This is a genomic window from Chryseobacterium ginsenosidimutans (genome assembly GCF_024807225.1).
In the GTDB taxonomy this organism is placed as follows: domain Bacteria; phylum Bacteroidota; class Bacteroidia; order Flavobacteriales; family Weeksellaceae; genus Chryseobacterium; species Chryseobacterium ginsenosidimutans.
In genome coordinates this window covers 2,511,009-2,529,955 of the sequence record NZ_JANUCO010000001.1, presented here as the reverse complement: position 1 = coordinate 2,529,955, position 18,947 = coordinate 2,511,009, and the positions used below count along the sequence as shown (strand labels likewise).

General features: G+C 36.2%; 15 protein-coding genes. 11 read left to right on the top strand and 4 right to left on the bottom strand.

The features are described from left to right. Positions 1 to 5: 5 nt before the first annotated feature. Entirely contained in the window at positions 6 to 3,617 is a 3,612-nt protein-coding gene (locus tag J3D55_RS11925) for a response regulator (RefSeq protein WP_259131357.1), read from the bottom strand. Positions 3,618 to 3,622: 5 nt separating this feature from the next. Then, positions 3,623 to 5,095, bottom strand: coding sequence for a hybrid sensor histidine kinase/response regulator (locus J3D55_RS11920; RefSeq protein WP_259131356.1), 1,473 nt, complete (start codon positions 5,093 to 5,095; stop codon positions 3,623 to 3,625). A 669-nt stretch (positions 5,096 to 5,764) separates the two neighbouring features. Here J3D55_RS11920 and J3D55_RS11915 point away from each other — a divergent pair. The 11 genes from J3D55_RS11915 (at position 5,765) to J3D55_RS11865 (ending at position 17,037) form a co-directional block, all read left to right on the top strand. Next, entirely contained in the window at positions 5,765 to 7,012 is a 1,248-nt protein-coding gene (locus J3D55_RS11915; protein WP_259131354.1) for an NHL repeat-containing protein, read from the top strand. Positions 7,013 to 7,028: 16 nt separating this feature from the next. Beyond that, positions 7,029 to 7,916 carry a hypothetical protein gene (locus J3D55_RS11910; protein WP_259131351.1) on the top strand — a complete coding sequence of 296 codons (888 nt, stop codon included), beginning with the start codon at positions 7,029 to 7,031 and terminating at the stop codon, positions 7,914 to 7,916. Positions 7,917 to 8,295: 379 nt separating this feature from the next. Continuing rightward, positions 8,296 to 8,769 carry a Dps family protein gene (locus tag J3D55_RS11905; RefSeq protein ID WP_259131349.1) on the top strand — a complete coding sequence of 158 codons (474 nt, stop codon included), beginning with the start codon at positions 8,296 to 8,298 and terminating at the stop codon, positions 8,767 to 8,769. Between the two features lie 69 nt (positions 8,770 to 8,838). After that, positions 8,839 to 9,534: a LytR/AlgR family response regulator transcription factor gene (locus tag J3D55_RS11900; protein WP_259131348.1), complete on the top strand. Its 696-nt coding sequence runs from the start codon at positions 8,839 to 8,841 to the stop codon at positions 9,532 to 9,534. A 394-nt stretch (positions 9,535 to 9,928) separates the two neighbouring features. Continuing rightward, a complete protein-coding gene (locus J3D55_RS11895; RefSeq protein WP_259131345.1) occupies positions 9,929 to 12,136 on the top strand; it encodes an ATP-binding protein in 2,208 nt (735 codons plus the stop codon). Between the two features lie 41 nt (positions 12,137 to 12,177). Beyond that, the gene (locus tag J3D55_RS11890) at positions 12,178 to 12,726 is read left to right on the top strand and encodes a putative antibiotic biosynthesis monooxygenase (protein WP_259131343.1); all 549 of its coding nucleotides are present in this window, start codon (positions 12,178 to 12,180) and stop codon (positions 12,724 to 12,726) included. A 769-nt stretch (positions 12,727 to 13,495) separates the two neighbouring features. Then, on the top strand, positions 13,496 to 14,539 hold the full coding sequence (locus J3D55_RS11885) for a cupin domain-containing protein (protein WP_259131341.1): 1,044 nt from the start codon (positions 13,496 to 13,498) through the stop codon (positions 14,537 to 14,539). A gap of 5 nt (positions 14,540 to 14,544) precedes the next feature. Beyond that, on the top strand, positions 14,545 to 15,237 hold the full coding sequence (locus tag J3D55_RS11880; RefSeq protein ID WP_259131339.1) for a YoaK family protein: 693 nt from the start codon (positions 14,545 to 14,547) through the stop codon (positions 15,235 to 15,237). A 281-nt stretch (positions 15,238 to 15,518) separates the two neighbouring features. Then, a complete protein-coding gene (locus J3D55_RS11875) occupies positions 15,519 to 15,644 on the top strand; it encodes a thioredoxin domain-containing protein (protein WP_259131337.1) in 126 nt (41 codons plus the stop codon). Between the two features lie 7 nt (positions 15,645 to 15,651). Beyond that, a complete protein-coding gene (locus tag J3D55_RS11870; protein ID WP_259131336.1) occupies positions 15,652 to 16,035 on the top strand; it encodes a DsbA family protein in 384 nt (127 codons plus the stop codon). A 180-nt stretch (positions 16,036 to 16,215) separates the two neighbouring features. Further along, positions 16,216 to 17,037, top strand: coding sequence for an alpha/beta fold hydrolase (locus J3D55_RS11865; protein WP_259131333.1), 822 nt, complete (start codon positions 16,216 to 16,218; stop codon positions 17,035 to 17,037). A gap of 298 nt (positions 17,038 to 17,335) precedes the next feature. Here J3D55_RS11865 and J3D55_RS11860 read toward each other — a convergent pair whose 3' ends face one another. Beyond that, the gene (locus tag J3D55_RS11860; RefSeq protein WP_259131331.1) at positions 17,336 to 17,659 is read right to left on the bottom strand and encodes a hypothetical protein; all 324 of its coding nucleotides are present in this window, start codon (positions 17,657 to 17,659) and stop codon (positions 17,336 to 17,338) included. A gap of 98 nt (positions 17,660 to 17,757) precedes the next feature. Then, on the bottom strand, positions 17,758 to 18,885 hold the full coding sequence (locus J3D55_RS11855) for a lysophospholipid acyltransferase family protein (RefSeq protein ID WP_259131329.1): 1,128 nt from the start codon (positions 18,883 to 18,885) through the stop codon (positions 17,758 to 17,760). Positions 18,886 to 18,947: the final 62 nt, after the last annotated feature.

Sequence of the window (18,947 nt, the reverse complement as noted above, 5' to 3'; positions counted from 1 at the left end):
GCTGTTTAACTTTCATATAACCAAACACGAAGTAAGGACAATAATTGGTCGATATCCACAGGTTTTGAAATGTAATCCGAAGCTCCTGCCGTAATGCATTTTTCACGCTCTCCGATCATCGATTTTGCTGTAATCGCAATAATTGGAAGCCTTGTAAACATCGGCATTTTTCTAATCTGCTTTATCGTTTCGTAGCCATCCATTTCCGGCATCATCATATCCATCAAAATAACGTCTACATCAGGATTTTCTTTAATCTGCTGAAGCGCATGTTTTCCATCCATCGCAACCACAACTTCTACTTTATATTTTTCTAAAGCTTTCGTTAAAGAGAAAATATTACGGACATCATCATCGGTAATTAAGATTTTTTTACCACTTAAAACTTCCGTTAAAGACCCCAACGTTTTACTTCTTACATTTTCAATTGAATTATTTTTTTCCTCAACCAAATGCAAAAATAAGCCCACTTCATCCAAAATTCTCTGATAAGAATGCGCCGTTTTCACAACGATAGAATCTGCGTATTGCTTGATTTTCAGCTCTTCAGATTTAGATAAATTATGTTCTGTGAAAATAATGATTGGGAGATTTTCCAGCCCGTCATTGCTTTTTATAGATTCAATTACTTGATATTCATCACCTTTTGAAGCTCCGATATCCAGGATTACGCAATCTACATGATCTGTCGTTAATGCTTTTACACTGTCTTCCACATTATTTTCAACTGATAATGAGATATTAAAATTGCTTAAGAAATAAGATAATGCACTCGCATGTTTGGCGTTTTCTTCAACAATTAAGACTTTTTGAGGTCCTTTTTTTAAGGCTTCTTCAATCTTTCTGAAAACATCGGTCATTTGATCCAAAGCAACAGGTTTGTTGATAAAATCGATCGCGCCTTTCATCAGACTTTCCTTTTTCACGTGCAAAACAGACATCATGTGAACCGGAATATGTTTCGTTTCAGCATTGGATTTTAATTCATCCATTACTTGCCAACCGTCTTTTACCGGTAACTGAACATCCAGTAAAATGGCTTGCGGGTGATATTTCAACGCTGCAGGCAAACCGTAATCTCCTCTCACTTCCACAACTGCTTTATAGTTTTGTAAATGAGCATATTTCAACAAAGCTTTGGCAAAATTCGTATCATCTTCAATGATTAAAATTACTTTATCGCCTTCATTAATATAATTTCTGTCATCGGCTACACTTTCCGGAATTTCCAACGTATTAGTTGATCGGGAGATTTCAATTTCTCCATCTTCCAAAATGTTCTGAATTTCTTCAACATCTTCGCGAATAATTTCCACCAAATCCTGATCTGTTTCCATATGATCGATCTCGGAAATTGCATTAACAGGAATCGTTAAACTGAATTCGCTTCCTTCATTCACCTTACTTTTCAGCACTAATTCTCCACCTAATAATCTTGCGATTTCACGGCTTATCGACAATCCTAACCCTGTTCCACCGAATTTTCTTCGTGTAGAACCATCTGCTTGCTGGAACGCCTCGAAAATAATTCTCTGCTTATCTTCCGCAATTCCGATTCCCGTATCTTTTACTGAAAACACGATGAAATCAGCTTTTTTCGGATCTTTTTTAATATTTAAATTAATACTTCCTTCTTCCGTAAATTTAATCGCGTTTGACAATAAATTTCTCAATACCTGATCTACACGAAGTCTGTCGGTCTCAATCGATTTTTTAACATCATCATCAATCTGAATATTCAACTGAAGCCTTTTTTCCTGAATAACAGGATTAAATAAGCTTTTCAAATCCTTTACAATTTCATCAATGGTAATATCCTGATATTCAAGCGTCATTTTCCCTGATTCTATTTTAGCTAAATCTAAAATTTCATCAATTAGCGTCAATAAACTACTTCCGGAACTCTGAATCACTTTTGCAGATTCTACCTGATCTTCATTTAAATTTTCATCAGGATTTTCCGACATCAAACGGGATAAAAGAAGAATTGAATTTAATGGAGTACGCAATTCATGGGACATATTTGCCAGAAATTCGGACTTATATTTTGTACTTAAAGCCAATTCTTCTACTTTTTTCTGAATCTCATTATTTCGTTCAGCGATCAAGTGGTTTTTGTCTTCCAATAATCTTGAACGCTCTTCCAGTTCGGCATTTGCCTGCATCAATTCTTCCTGCTGAACTTTTAATTCTTCTTCAGAAGCCTGCAATTTTTGGGTCTGCGCTTCCAGTTCGGTATTTAAGTTCTCCAATTCAGCATGTTGCACCTGTAATTCTTCCGATTGCGCCTGAGTTTCTTCGAGCAATTGCTGTTCTTTTTCACGGCCTTTTGCTGCACTTAAAGCGATTCCTATATTTCGGCTGCATTCTTCGAAATAATCAATTCTGTCTTGTTCAAAATTAGAAGTAGATCCCAATTCTAAAACACCGATGTTATGACCATCAGAAAAGATCGGAATTAATAATATTCCGTAAATTTTTATCGTGCTGCTCGCAAAAGTTACCACAAAATCATCTTCATGAAGATTATTGTAAACCTGTATTTTTTCATTAATAAAAGTCTGACCAACCATTCCTTCTCCCGGTTCGAAAGTCTTTTTCATATTACTTTCCAGACCAAAAGCGGTATTTAATTTTAAAACTCCATCGTCATAAAGATATAATGATCCGTTTATGCAATTCCCATATTCAACCAATTGATTTAGAGACTCTTCCGAAACATCTTTCACCGATTTGTTTCCAACTAAAGATTCATTCAAAATGGCAAGACCTTTTTGGCGCCAATCGCTTTTATTAATGGTATCAAAAGAATTTTTAAGGGATTCGGTCATATGATTTAGTGAACCTACCAAATCGCCAAGATCATCTTCTGAATTATCTATCACTTTCTGGCTGTAATCACCACTTGCCACCCTGTTTGCAATCTGCTGAATTGCACTTACACGTCTGCTGATTTCCAGATCTTTTGCCTTAAGCATTTTCTCCAGTTTGTCTCTTCGGATAAGATCTGCTCTTAATTTGATATAGAAAAACGTGGTAACAACAATCGCTGCAATTGCCGAAAAAATGATAAATAAAACCGTTGTATCGGAAGAGCGATTAAGATCTTTATTCTTTATAGCAAGCTGACTTTCTTCGTATTGCACAAAATCGCGAACAATCTGTCGGCATTTATCCATGAAAGTTTTACTGAGTAAAACCTGCTGCTGCGTCATGACGATTCCGTTTCGTCTGTTTTCTACAAAATACTTCAGATTGCTGATATTACTATCAACATTTTTCTTCAGCTCATTCAAACGCTCGACCTGATTTTTGTCTTGAATATGTAACGCTTCTGCCCTTTCAAATACTTTTGGATATTCGATTAAACTGCGATTATAAGGTTCAAGAAATCTTTCTTTCCCAGTCAATTGATATCCTCTGTTTCCTGTTTCGGCATCCAAAAGGGAAATTAATACATCTTTTACAGCGGTGATGGAACGTCGGCTTTGAGATAAGCTTTCGCGATGCTCCATCTGGTTCTGAATGCTCAAATAAGAGGCAATTGAACTTGCAATTAAGATCAACAGCGAAAGTCCTACTCCAATCTGGAGATTTCTTATGATTTTTTTCGGCATAGAAATTAATTTAAAGGTAAGGTGAAATAAAAGGTAGAACCTTCGTCTACTTTGCTGGAAACTCCAATGTTTCCGTGGTGTTGCTTGATGATTTCGGAACAGATGAACAACCCGATTCCCATTCCCTGAAACTGCAGAGAAGATTCTTCAACACGATAAAATTTATTGAATACAGCTTCCTGTTTAAAATCGGGAATTCCGATTCCGAAGTCGGTAACATTTACCTTTACTTCCTGCTCTTCTTCGTCTACAAAAGTCGTTACGATGACCTGATTGTTTTGAGGGGAATATTTGATCGCGTTGGTTAAAAAATTAATCAAAACCTGCTCAATCCGGATTTCATCAAGCGGAATTAAAATATCAGATATAATTCCGTCATGTTTTATTTTTACTTTATTCTCATGAGTCTGCAATATGGTTTCGATTGCATTGCTAATGACATTTCCAAGGTTGGTTGGCTTTTTATTGATTTTCAGCTTACCGTTTTCAATTTTAGAAACATCCAGTAAATCTGTGATCAACGTATTCAGTTTTTCAATCTGATCCTGAACTTTCGTTACAAATCCGGCTTCTGCACTTTCTTTATTCAGCTTTAATTTTCTTTCAAGTAGTTGAACATAAGCTTTAATACTCGTTAAAGGAGTTTTCAGCTCATGACTGGCAATGCTTAAAAATTCATCTTTTTCCTTTTCAACTTTCTTCTGATCATCAATATCTGTAAAAGTTCCGACCCAGTTTTTAATCGTATTTTCTTCACGAACGGGAGTTACCCGAAGCAAATGATAACGGTAATCTCCGGTCTCAATATTTTTGATCCTGATTTCCAGTTCAAGGGCTTTTCCTTTCTTCTTGCAACGTTCAAATTCTTCTTTAATATGAAGATCATCGGGATGAGTTTCCGGAAAATCCTGCTCAGAATCTGAATATTGAAACCATTTTACATTGACAAAGTCTACAATTCCTTCTTCATTTAATGTAAAAGCGATTTGCGGCAAAGATTCCAGCATCAAATGAAAATGATCGATCTGAGATTTCATCGTCACCTGAGATTCTCTTCTTCCTTTTACTTCAAGTTCCAGACTTTGCTGCGTTTTTTTCATCGCAATATTCTGTTCCTGAAGATTGTAGAAAGTTTTCACCTTCAGCATAAGAATTTCGGGATCTACAGGCTTTGTGACATAATCTTTCCCTCCGGAAGCATAACCACGCGTTATGAATCTTTTTTCCGTATTTACGGCAGACAAAAATATGATGGGAACTTCCTTTGTTTTGCTGTAACCAGCTAATGTCTCGGCAACTTCAAAACCATCCATATCAGGCATTTGCACATCCAAAATAATTAGGGCATAATCATTTTTCAATGCTTTTCCTAAAGCTTCTTCTCCGGAATCAGCCGTATCTACCTGAAAATCTTTAGACTCCAATAATTTTTTTAAGGAATAAAGATTGTTTTGGTTATCATCAACAATTAAGATCATAGAAACGTAAAATCAATAATTAATTATACTTACTTTAAGTTCAAAAATACTCACAATATTTCGAAAAACAGTCATTTTTTAACTATTATAGATGCACATACCACATTTATGAACTAATTAATTATTTTTCCGGAAAAATTTTCTTTTGAAGGTTTTACAAATTTCTTACACTAATTCAGGACTTTAATAGTAAAAAATTAATCATGAATTATTTTTTATGTTAAAATTTTCTTTTTACAAAATTATTCACGGTACAGTGTTTGAATATAAAGGCCTCATCAATTTCTTCATTTAAATATATTTTAAAATTTAACCCCTATTTTTTGCAGGGGTTTCGTTTATAGTTTATATATTTGCACCGAATTTCTCATATTTAATTTGAGTTTTCATGGTTATTAGTTTTTAATCCCCGTCGCAAGTCGGGGATTTTTTTGTGGGAAATACAATAAAGTACTTTCGTAAAATAATCTAAATACGATTACGATACTGTATAATTTTAAGTATCAAAAAAATAATTTCTCCCCTACTTAGGAATAAAACATTATCTATATATTTAATCCCCGAATACACCACACAAAATAGAGCCTGATAATTTTGATTTCACGATTGTCTTTTTCGTTTTTAGGTGTATTCATTATATTATTAATAACCAAAACTCAATTTATTTTTATGTCTACAAAAACAGTTCAATTCAGTGTAGAAGTGAATAATATGCAGATCACTTCGGGCAGTTTTCAGGTCTTTGGTATCGTTGAAAAATATGTTGGTGCAGTGAACAACAAAACTTCATTTCAGAACAACACCTTCAGTGCCGAAATTAAAGAAAATGAATCTCAGTACTACTCCGTCACCGTTTTTATTAACGAATATATTCTTGACGGAATTACGTACACCATTAACGAAAAACCGTTAAATCTATTAGCTACACTTTATTTACCTGATGCAAATGACGTGGTAAAAGTGTCGCCGGAATCATCAATTGCTTCTATCTATACGTTTGCCAGAATGACGGAAGTATCAGATCATGGAAAAGTACATATGAAAGGAACCGAGCGCAATATGAAAATTGCATACGGGATGAAGCAGAATCTTTACAAGACTGAAGGAAGCATCGGAGATATGATCAGCAAATCGCCCAATGGTTTTGAGACCAATAGTTATCCGATGTTTAATTCTTTATGCAACCTGTACTATTACTGCTTAACAAATCCTATTGCAAACACCGGAAAACCTTTCTATGACCAGTTTTTAGATTACGTTTGGCATGAAGCAGATAAACCCAATAATAATTTTCTACAGGCAATTCGTAATATTTTACACGATCCTTTTACCAATGCCGGGAATATTTATCAGATGCTTGTCGGTCTGGAAGAGATTTACAAAGATTCGCTAGTTTCTATGAAAAATGTCTCTGATGATCAAAGAGCACCAAATAACTGGACGCTTACTTTAAAAAGCAATTCTTCAGGAGCTAAAAATTTCATTCCCAGTGGTTTCGCCTTCGTAGTTTTTGATGCAGATGATAATGCATGGATTGCTAATAATTTCCGTGCGGGTTCGGCGCTTTCCGGAACACATTGTCCGGTTTATAAATATGATGCCACACCTGCAGATTTTTCTCCCATACAAGGTGGTGGATTGCTCGGTGTTGCCTTTGGAGTAGCGGTGAGTCCCGATAAAAAATATATATCCTTTGGTAATTTTGGTTGGGGTCCGGAACTTAATAATCCACAGGAAGGCAGTATTTCCCGATTTTACTATAAAGACGGAAGACCGATAAGCCCTTCGAACGGTTATACATTGGGATTATCGAGAGTACAAGGTATGGAATATGATAACGATGGTAATCTTTGGATGGCTTCGGTAGGTTTCTCAGGAACCATTTGCACCTTCACAAATCGGTGTTTATCCCTTTGAAAGTGAACCAAGCGCAGTGGTTGTCTATTTAAAACCTGAAAAAGAAGAAGATATAGAAAAAGGACCGACTCCCGAACTTACTTTAATTTGCAATGAATTTCCTGTAAAAAAATCACCAGATTCAGATCCAGAGCTTACAAAAACATCTTACCTCAAAATATTTGATGTTACTCCCGATAATAAAGGGAATGCTTATGTTTCCTGCATCGGAAATTATGATAAAGATAATATTGATAATTGTGCATTTTCTGCGGTTTACAAAGTTGCTATCGAAGACAATAAATTAGTGGTAAAAAACAGTTGGTTTAGTAATTATTCCGGCAGTGCGAATGGTCAGGAAGGCTATGAATCTCTTCGTCAAATAACAATTAACGGCGATGGCGATGTAGTTGTGGTTGGTGTAAGCAGCAATCAGGCAACGATACTTAGCAATGATCTTTCAACAATTAAAGGTTATTATAATGTAAATACTTATGCGCCGTGGGGAGTGAAAATCGATAAAAAACAAACCGTTTTTCTAGCCAATTTCGGACATGATACCGATTTTTCCGAAAACTTACCATTGGATGAACAAGGACCTTTTGGAGTAACTATGCTTCGAGACCCTTCAAAACTTGAAACGGCAATGTTGCTTACTGTTCCGACAGGAGGTTCTGAGGTAACTTTAGCCAACGGATTTCCTCTTTATGGCACACAACCAAAACCCAAATTACACGAATCTAAACATGAACCCGTACAGATGCATTGTTACCAACCAATCATGCGCTTAACATCAACCAATATTGACGGAGCGGGAAATCTTTGGTGTATGAATAACTGGAAACCTTCCGCGATTGTAGACGTATTAGACAATCCAGGTGGAGATGGCGTTGTGATTTTTCTAGGTATCGCAGAACCGGAATAAAATAGACTCTACATCCATCATAATCAGGAGGGTATTTAAAATGAATTTATTGATTTTAAATACCCTCCTATTTTATTAGTTTAAACAAAAGTTTACAGAATAAAAATAAGATTTTTAAAATCTAATGTATTCTTATTTGCAGTGTAATAATAATCTTAAAAACATCTAATGTGTTAATCTTTTGCCTCTTTGGCGGTAAATAAAAGTGTAAATAAGTCTAAAATTAATTCAAAGCCATTTTAAAAGAAACCAGAAAATTTCATCCCATTCAACGATTCATTTTGCCCATTCACCGAAAATTCAATTCATTTTATAGGATTCTTACTGACCTTTACATCAGAAAAAAGCAATAATGCTTAAAAACTAAAATCTTATCATTATGAAAGCAAAAATCGGAATCACAGAACAAAACACTGAGGCAGTGGCAGAACAATTAGCAAAATTATTAGCCGACGAATTTTTATTGTACACCAAAACCAGAAATGCACACTGGAATGTGACTGGTGATAACTTCCACGCCAATCATATTTTCTTCGAAGAACAATACAGACAATTGGATGAATTAATCGACAGCGTTGCCGAACGTATGCGTAAAATCGGGCATTTTGCACCCGCAACAATGAAGATTTATCTCGAATTAACGCACCTTACCGAGTACAGCGAAAGAACAAACGATGGTCTTGGTTTTATGAAAGACTTACTTACCGATCACGAAAGCATCATCGAATTTCTACGCGGAAATATCACTCCTTTCGCAGAAAAATACAAAGATTACGGCACCAGCGATTTCATTACAGGCTTAATGGAAACCCACGAAGAAATGGCGTGGATGATACGTTCTTACTTCAGATAATCAACTTTAAAAACGTAAAAAAACAAAAAGGAATAATTATATTTGTGTCAACCATAAATAACTATCCCTATGAAAGCTCTAATCGTTGATGACAATGATATTGCAAGAACAACGTTGGCACATTTGGCAAAACAGGTTCCGAATCTTACAATTGTCAACGAATATTCCAATGCGATAGAAGCTTACAATCATTTGCAGACCAATCAGGTAGATCTGATATTTTTGGATATCGAAATGCCGGAAATGACAGGAATCGAACTCACGAAAAACCTCTCGGGAAAAGATATCATCATCATTTTCACGTCTTCCAACAAAGAATATGCGCTCGAAGCTTTCGAACTCAATATTGCAGATTACATCCTGAAACCGGTGATGCCTGCAAGATTTTTACAGGCAGTGAGCAAAGCTCAGTCGATTTTGGAAAGCAGAAAAGAAGAGGTGGAAGTCACCAAAGATGAGTTTTTATTCGTCAGAGATTCCAATATTACAAGGCGTTTGAAGCTGGACGATATTTTTTACGCCGAAGCAATGGGCGATTATGTGAAATTTTATACACGGGAAAAAATGTTTGCCATCCACGGAAAGATGAAAACTGCCGAAGAACGTCTTCCGAAAGACCATTTTATCAGAGTTCATCGCTCTTACATCGTTTCTGTAGGCAAGATCGACACGTTGCAGGACGGCGGAATTATGATTAACGGAAAATTCATTCCCGTTGCGGATGCTTATCGAAAGGCGCTCAACACCAGAATGAATGTTTTTTAAGTAATTATTGATTTGGGCAGCTTAATCCGTCTTCCGTTCCCGCTTTTTTTGTCATTGCGAGCGAAGGAAGGCAATCCGTTGAACTTTTCAGCAATCGCAATAACAAAAAAGAGCTCCACTCAAGCCGGGCTGCATATTCGGCAGATAAGAAACGACAACATAAAAATAATATTGGTCATTCCGTAGGAATCTAAGCAATGATTTAAAATCAAATCTCTAAAAATGGGTCTAGATTCCTACGGAATGACAAAGTTTATGTCTATTCTTAGCTGAGTGAAATCGCAGATTCGACGTAGTCAAACGCCTTTGCGAAATTAAAAACATTCTCAATAAAGAATAAAAATCTTTGCGAATTTTGCGTTAAAAAACAGTAACAATAAGCACCTATTCATTTATGAAAAAAATATCTTCAGTAATGGGCAACAAACGATTCAGTTATTTTATCATACTCACTTTTATTGCGGGTTCTCTTCTGTTGATCGCGGTTCAGATCAATTCAGCTAAAAACACGAAAGAGCTTATCCAAAACAACAACAGACTTTTAAGTGAGCTCCGTTCCAGCAATCATTTAAGAGAAATCGACCGTGATATTCTGGGTGTTGAAAGCAGAATCAGAGCATCCATTGCCACCAACGACACCACACACCTGGAAGGTATCGACCAAAAAATCAATCAAATAGAAAATTTTCTCGATTCTCTTTCCAAAGACAATACAGATGCCGAAGAAGAGCGATTGATACACCGTCTCAGCGTTCTTGCGATGGAAAAGAAAACAACAAAAGAAAAACTACTGAACCGGTATTTTTCTTTGGGAAATATGGACGATAATACTTCGATTGCAAATCCGCGGGCAAGAATGATCTCCAACGAAATCACCACCATTACCGCCAAAATCTATGAAAGCCGCCGATTGCATATGGTTGGTCTCAGCAAAAGAAGCGAGGAAATGGGACAAAAAGCGAGATTATACGACATTTCTTTACTGATTTTATTAATATTAAGCGGCGCTATTGTCGGTTATCACATTCTACGTCAGTTTAAACGTCAACGAATATTGATACAGGAATTGGATGTTGCAGAAAAAAAAGCATCCGTTGCTGCACAAACCAAAGAAAATTTCCTCGCCAATATGAGCCACGAAATCCGCACCCCTTTAAGTGGAATTTTAGGCTTTACGAATTTATTACAAAAAAGACCTTTGGACGCAACTTCCACAGAATTTGTTTCCTCAATTCAGCGGTCGGGAGAAAATCTGATGGCAATTATCAACGACATTCTGGATTTATCAAAAATCGAAGCCGGAATGATGCGCATCACACCCGGAATATTCAGTATCAATGGATTATTGAATTCTGTAGAAACATTTTTTGTAGAACGTGCAAAAGAAAAAGGATTGACGATTTCCAGTCAAGTAGATTCATCAATTCCAGATACATTGACGGGCGATGCGACGAGATTAACTCAAATTTTAGTCAATCTCATCGGAAATGCGATCAAATTTACACATCAGGGAAATATCAGTATTGAGATTTATAACAAACAACAATTTGAAAACGAAGTCACTATTGGTTTCAAAGTTTCAGATACCGGAATCGGGATTGATAAAAAAAAACTGAATGAAGTTTTTGAAAGATTTAATCAGGGCGAAGATTCCACCACTAGAAATTACGGCGGAACGGGATTAGGTTTATCCATCGTAAAAAGCTTGATATTGCTGCAAAACGGGAATATTGAAGTTACCAGCGAACAGGGAAAAGGAACGACTTTCCATTTTTACATTCCTTACGGGATTGCGAAAGAACAGCTTAATATAATTCCGGCTGTTGACACTCATTATTTTAAAGATAAATCGAATACGCCTTTGCGTGTTTTGGTGGTCGATGACAACGCGATTAACCAAAGTCTGATGAAACATTTGCTGTTACAATGGAATATCAATTTTGAAACGGCTTCCAACGGTTTAGAAGCTGTAGAATATCTCAGAAACAACGATTGTGAGCTCGTTTTGATGGATTTACAAATGCCACAAATGGACGGTTATGCAGCAACCCAACAAATACGCGAAGAATTAAAATTAAATATTCCCATTATCGCAATGACTGCACACGCTTTGGCGGGAGAAAGAGAAAAATGCCTGAGCCGCGGAATGAACGAATATATTTCGAAACCGATAAAAGAGGAAGAATTATTCAAACTGATTTCAAATTTCGGGTTGAAAGAAGACAATAAAAAAGAGACAAAAACAGAAGAGAAAGCTCCTGTTTATCAGTACATCGACCTTACTTATATGCAATCTGTAAGCGGCGGTGATACAAGTTTTGAAAAAATTGTCAGTCAGCAGTTTATTGATAATGTTCCTGAACATCTTCAACAGTTGATAACGGCTTATCAAAACAAAGATTTTACCACTGTAAAATTACGCGCACATGACCTCAAATCCAGTGTTGCGATCATGGGACTGCTTCCGTTGCTGCAAGAAAAACTGGATGCCCTTGAAATGACAACTGAAGAGAATTCAACAATAGAAAAAATCTTAGAAGAGGTAAAAAACATCATTTTACAGGCGGTTTCCGAAGCGGAAATATTTTTAAAATCACTTTAAGAAATTCATCGCATTTTCATCAATAAAAAACAAATATTAATATGGAAAATCAAGGCGCATCTGTTGTTATCACACACCATATTTTGGATGGAAAACAGCAGGAATACGAAAAATGGTTGAACGAAATCGTTCCTGTCACGAAACATTCGGAAGGTTTTATTGATCTGCAGATTGTACGTCCGATTCCTGATTTAACCTTTGTTTATACCGTTATTATCCGATTCGACACCATTATTTATCTTAAAAACTGGATGGAATCTGACGACAGAAGAAATATGATTGAAAAAGCAAATCCTTTATTCCGGAAAAATGATAATTATAAAATAAAATCCGGTCTCGATTTTCTTTTCGAATCCGAGAGTGAAACCAAAGTTCCCGTTCGCTGGAAACAATTTCTGGTGACTTGGTCGGCAATTTATCCGTTATCACTTTTAATTCCTTTATTTGTATTGCCTTTTTTAAGGTTCTTAAAAATTCCTGTCAATCATTATTTTGATGGCTTAATTAATTCAGGTTTCATCGTTTTTCTGATGGTATTTGCCGTAATGCCGAATTATACCAAACTGATTCGGAAATGGCTGTATAAATGATTGGAATTTATAGATAGTTGGAAATCGCAAAGGCGCAAAATAATATCTATAATACGATTTTTAAGGCGCGAGGATTTTATCTGTGATAAAATTTAACAACGTAAAATTTGCTGAAAATCTTTTGTCACATTGAGTCTATCGAAGCGCTTTCGTGCTTAAAAAATGGATAATATAAAAACTATATATCACTGGAATATTTCAGTGATTTTTTTGTTTATAATAACTTTATTTCTCAGTTTTTGTCGTTCCGTAGGAATCTAAGTTATCCTTGTAAATACGTCGTTGAGATTCCTGCGGAATGACAAACTTTATGTATGAGATTTATTTTAAATATCATAAATTCATTGTTACTTTCTTTAGTTTCGTCAAAACAACCTGTTTTAAGCAAAACAACTTTTACGTTGATTTAAAACAATCTGTTTGAGACCAATCAACTTTGTATTTTGTTTCCCGCAACTTGTTCTAAACAAAACCACTTTTACGTTGATTTAAAACAATCTGTTTGAGACCAATCAACTTTGCATTTTGTTTCCGGCAACTTGTTTGGAATAAAATAATTTTTACGTTGGTTTAAAACAAACTGTTTGAATTAAAATAACTTTTACTTTGAATTAAAACAACCTGTTTCAGCCTATCATCTATTCCTTTTTCAAACTCACCGAGTCATTTTGCCCATTCACCGAATGACACCTCAAAAACCCCTGATTCTGAAGTAGCTTTACAATAGAAATAAAAACAAAACCTACTATCAACCTTAAAAAATAATATTATGAAAACTGAATTAAGCTTTAAATACGAGTTAGAAAAAAAAGAACCACGCACCAATGACGGCGGAACAACAAGAGGTGCTTCTGTAAAAGAATTCCCAGCTTCCATAGGCATTGCGGGAGTTTCTATGAGATTGCAGCCGGGAAGCATGAGAGAATTGCATTGGCACGCGAACGCCGCAGAATGGGCTTACGTGATTTCAGGAACGGTGAGAACAACGATCATTCATCCCGATGGACACAGCTATATAGATAATTTTGAACCGGGTGATGTGTGGTATTTTCCAAAAGGTTACGGACATTCAATTCAGGCAACAGGAACGGAAGAATGTCATTTCATTTTGATTTTCGATAACGGAAATTTTTCTGAAGATCACACATTCAGCGTGACCGATTTTGTATCGAGTATGCCTCCTGAAATTGTTGCCCAGAATTTAGGCTTAACGCTTGAAGAAGTGGCTGCATTACCGCAGAAAGAAGCCTATTTCGCAGCGGGTGTTGTACCGGACGAATTATCATTTACCGCTTCTGCCCGTCCTGAAGAATCTGATATTGAATTAACCAGTTTTCACCGTTATCCTTTGCATTCTCAACAGCCGAGAATCATTCCCGGAGGAGGTTTGCAGCGATTGGTGACGAGCAAAGAATTCCCAATCAGCAAAACAATGGCAGGTTCTGTTCTTGAGCTGCAACCGGGAGCTTTAAGAGAAATGCATTGGCATCCGAATGCGGACGAATGGCAGTATTTTATTTCCGGACAGGCAGAAATGTCGGTTTTCTTAGCCGAAGGAACGGTGGTTACAGAGCAGTTTCAGGCAGGTGATGTCGGTTATGTTCCCATGGGAGCGGGACATTACATCAAAAATACAGGAAATACGGTTTGTAAAGTTTTAATCGGATTTAATAACGGAGTTTATGAATCGATCGATTTAAGCGAATGGTTGGCTGGAAATCCTAAAGATGTGGTCGTAACCAATTTTGGGTTGAAAGAAGGTGAAATAGAAAAATTCCCTGCGAAGAAAGTATTTATTCAACCTGAAAAATAAGCATTTTGCCATCGGAATCAAAACTTTCTGTATCGTCTGATGACATCAGAATACAGGAAAGATTAGCGATATTTCTGGCTTTTATTGCAGGTTATATCGACGCAACAGGTCTTATCCAATGGAAAACCTACGTTTCCTTTATGAGTGGAAATACCACGCAACTGGGAGCGGCTCTTTCTACCGGTAAATCAGGTGTTATCATTACATCGGTTACAGTAATTGCTTCTTTTTTAATCGGAATTTATGCGGGAACTTGCTTGTCATTATGGAAAAAATTACAGCGTAAAACCTTACCATTTTACATCGTTTCAGGAATACTGATCTTTTATACGGTTCTATCTAATTTTTATAACATTAATACCATTTCCTCAATAGCCATCATCGGTTTTTCAATGGGAATTATGAATACAATTGTGACTTCGGTCGGAAACCAAAAAGTAAATACTGATTTTGTAACTGGAACATTAAACAGCTTGGCGAGAAACACCGCAATGTACAGTATGACCAATGATAAGGCAGAAAAAGAAGGATATAAATCCAACGCAATTCATCTTTTATTATTGTGGACGGGGTTTTTATCAGGTGCATGTATCGCTCCTTTCCTACTCGATCTTTCAGGAAACTGGACTTTGATTTTTCCTGCAGCTTTATTACTGATTGGTGCCATATTGATGGAAATCTGGTCTATTAAAATTTAAAATATGATTACCTGTTTTAATATCTAAAAATTAATTTAAACGCAATGCACGCAAAGTTCTATTGATGGTTACTATTTATTTTTCCGGTCGCAAAGGCACTCTGTTCAGCAAAGGCTCATTGCGATTTTAGCTGAGTGAAACGCCCTTGCGAACGAAAATGTTTTCAAGTTTAATTAAAAAAACTTTGCGCGCATAGCGTTTAAAAGATGTGTGAGACTTTCTTATCTCTAACTGAAGTTAACAAATATTCAAATCAAATAACATTAAAAAACAAAATAATTATGTCACTACAACCCAACGTCAGCAAAACTGACCACGCAGAAGGCAACTTAGATGCCGATTTAGTTATCGTAGAATATGGAGATTATCAATGTCCGTATTGTGGAGCGGCTTATCCGGTTTCTTAAAGAACTGATGAGCGAATTCGGAAGTCAGGTGAAATTTGTTTTTAGAAATTTTCCACTTTCTGAAATGCACCAATTTGCAAAACCAGCGGCGCTTGCAGCTGAAGCAGCAGCTTTACAGGGGAAATTCTGGGAAATGCACGATGCTATTTATGAAAATCAGGAATATCTGAATGAAAAATTTCTTTTCGAACTGGCAGAAAAATTAAACTTAAATCTTCCACAATTTAAAGATGATCTTGAAAAACCTGAATTGGCGGAAAAGATAGATTCCGATTTTAAAAGCGGGATTATCAGCGGAGTAAACGGAACGCCTTCTTTCTTTATTAATGATAAGAAATTCAACGGCGGTGCGGAAGATCTGCTTCAGCTTTTAAAGCAAAATGCAGTCTGATTTTCTTTAATAAACAAATCTTACCAACGGAATCCTTTGCAGCCCGGCTTGAGCGGAAATCCTTTTTTGGGAAGGCAAAAGCGCTGGCAAAAAAGATTGGGAGCGGAAGACGGAAAAAGCTGCCAAAAAAATAAAAATTAATCAACAACATACAATTAATAACAATTAAAATCGAACAAAATGAGTACACTACAATTAAAAGACGGAACAGAAATTTTCTACAAAGATCAGGGCAAAGGGCAAACATTGATGTTTCACCACGGATGGCCTTTATCATCGGACGATTGGGACGCACAGGTGATATTTTTCCTTCAAAAAGGATACAGAGTGGTTACGCATGACAGAAGAGGTCACGGAAGATCGAGTCAGGATATTTACGGTCACAATATTGAAACGTACGCTTCTGATGCTGCGGAATTGGTAGATTTTCTTGATCTGAAAGACGTCATTCATATTGGACACTCGACAGGTGGCGGTGAAGTGATAAGATACGTGAATAAATATGCGAATGGCAGAGCCAAAAAAGCTGTTTTAATAAGCTCTGTTCCACCGATTATGGTGCAAAGTGAAAGCAATCCGGATGGGGTTCCGATTTCTGTTTTTGACAACATCAGAGACCAGACTTTGAACAACAGACAACAGTTTTATATCGACCTGACTTTTCCTTTCTACGGCTACAACAGAGAAGGCGCGAATGTGAGAGAAGGAATCCAGAGAAACTGGTGGAGACAAGGAATGATGGGTGGAATTGTTGCTCATTACGAGGGCATAAAAGCATTTTCTGAAACTGATTTTAGAGAAGATCTGAAAGCGGTTGATATTCCGGTTTTGGTTCTTCATGGTGAAGATGATCAGATTGTTCCTTACCAAAATGCTGGTGTAAAATCTGCGAAATTATTGAAAAACGGTAAGCTAATTACGTATCCCGGTTTCCCTCACGGAATGCCGACTACGGAAGCGGAAACGATTAATAAAGATCTTTTGGAGTTTATTGAGGCTTAAATTTGATTCAAAAAAAAAATAAAAAAACACTGCTTATTTTTTTAACGCAAAGCTTTAATTCAATGTCACTTACTATGAAGTAAGCAAAGAAGAATCAACAAGTTGATTTGATGAAGCACTGTTTTCACGCTTCACGAAGCAAACTTTATTTGCCTTTGCGTTAAAAAAAATAAAAGCAAAGATTCAAATTACACAACAGGCTAATCAAAAATATAATAAAACAGCATCACTAGAAATCTAATGATGCTGTTTTTGTGTAAAGGTAAAAGCCGGATTAAAAGCTTCAGCCCTTTGTATTTTATTGATGTCGGCTGCCTTTTTGGTGGTAACTGGCGTTTTTATTATGGTTCAGATTATTCTTAGAGAAATTTCCCGTATTTCCATTGTAATAATTATTGGAGGAATGATTTTCCGGCTCTGTTTCCGGTGTCTCAAAATGGATGGGTCTTCCGTTTTTATAAAGCTTATTGTCAAATGTGCGATAAATCTGATTTTCTTTATACGTATTTCCATCGGGCGCGGTAAACGTTTTTAGTTTCTCACGCTTTTTTCTTCTTAAACCTGCAAGAATCAAAGTCCCGCCTGCGATTACAGCTAATGCTACTTTTACTTTATTATTCATACCGTTTATTTAGATTAAAACAAACAAATTGCTTGCCACGAAAAAATGAATAAACGTTGTAAGCACCTTATCAGTACCACATTTTTAAATAAAAAAGTTTATTGGTATTTCATTTTATTAATCACCGGATTAGCGTACATGGCTAAAAAACTCTGCTTTAAAACGGCATCTGAAATATCGATACGCATTTCCATTCTTCTTTCAAACAGCATTTTTTCGTCTTCTGTATAATGTTCGGAATATTTATTGGTTTCATTCAATATATCATAAGCGATGAACTTGGTTGGCCAAAGCTTATAATTCTGAATAATAGAATCGTCGATTAACTGTGCAATTGCCTGTAATTGTTTGTTTTTGTTTTCAATATTCGATGCAATTTCATCAAACTCAATATCTAAGACCTTACCTGCATGCAAATGAATACGTTTTTTTTGTCCCAATACTCCACTCAGCATTGTTTTAAAATCTTCATCCTGATCTTTAACGTACACTTCATTTTTAGATTTTGCGATTACCTGCGGCATTTTAAGAACGTCGGTGGGATCATATTCATATGAAATGGACAAGGGAACTATTTTGAGCGTCTTAAAAAAATCTGTTAATGACTGATCTCCTGCTGCCATCGCCAACATCTTCAAAACGCCTTGTTGTGTGGCATCATTTCCGTCTTTGGTACGACCTTCACGCTGCGCAATCCATACAGAACGGTTTTCTTGCTGTAATAAACTATAAATATACTCAGACATAATTTTTGAGCTATTCAACTGATCGCGAAGAGACAATCCTCTCTGAACTAAAAAGTTACGGTTTAATTTCGCCAGTACGTGCAGAAATGTTTTATGAACAAGATTATCTCCGATTGCGGAAGAAGTCATGATAAATCCTCGATCCAGCAACACTAAATTAAGCAGTGAAGTATCTAAAACAATATCTCTGTGATTGGAAATGAACAGGTAAGCTGTATTTTTATCGAGTTCGTCAAATCCCGACGTCGTTAAGCCTTCAGAGCTCTGTTTCAGAATCTGACGGATGGTCTGCGAAATACAACGATGCTGAAAATCGCTTATCGAATTGACATTTTTAAACTCATTAAGCCAAAATTCCTCGTCACGATCAGGAAAAGTAAACTGCATTAATGCCTTCATCATCGGATGTTTCGTTATACTCTGCAAAGCATCCCTAACTTCATGATCGTAAAAAGGCCTGATCTCATCAAACTTCGACATATTCTTATTTAATATTAAAAGATTTGCAAAAGAACAAAAAATTATTGATTACATCTGATAAT